The sequence below is a fragment of the Microvirga sp. P4_G7 genome (assembly GCF_056401005.1).
Window position 1 is genome coordinate 1 of sequence record NZ_JBFUKD010001146.1, and the last position, 603, is coordinate 603.

Consider the following 603-nt stretch of genomic DNA (forward strand, 5'->3'; position numbering starts at 1 on the left):
TCGTTGACCATCGTGCGGATCCCCTCCCCGTTCATGGACGGATACCGGTGAAGATAGGGTTCGATGGCAGCGATCGTCGTTTCGCAATCTTCAGTGGACATGGATGCCAAGAGCGCTGTTGAACCCGCACCCACGCCAAGGGGGCGCCGTTGTCCGACCTCGACCGGTATGACGCGGATGACCGATGAACCTTCTGCCTTGTCGAGGCAAATGGATTCATTTCCGCTGCGACCCATCAAATAGGTCGTGACACCGGTTTCCATGGCGACGGATTCGACGATCGGACGCCAGCGCAGGATCGACATCGTTCTCCCAGCGGCGGCGAGGCCCAGCTCCGCAGTCAACTCGCCGACTGTGTAACGTTTGGCATCGTCGCTCTGGGCGACCAGTTGCTCATCGACGAGGCACTTCAGAATGCGATGAGCGGTGGAACGCGAAAGCGCCATGCTCTCCGAGACCTCCCGCAGCGTGGAGCCTGTTTGGGGATTCCGAGCCAGATGCCTGAGGATCCCCGTTGCACGCCTGATGGCCTGCGTACCATCGTTATCGCCGGCTGTTCTTGCCATCGGATCACTCCCTAGATGCGTGCGCAGCCAAATCCGC

The 603-nt window shown here is 60.4% G+C and carries 1 protein-coding gene; it reads right to left on the reverse strand.

What is annotated here, in order from left to right; translation table 11 throughout:
- Window positions 1-566, reverse strand: a 566-nt coding sequence (locus AC1DT3_RS23540; protein ID WP_477467564.1) for an IclR family transcriptional regulator, incomplete at its 3' end; no start/stop codon positions are given.
- Window positions 567-603: the final 37 nt, after the last annotated feature.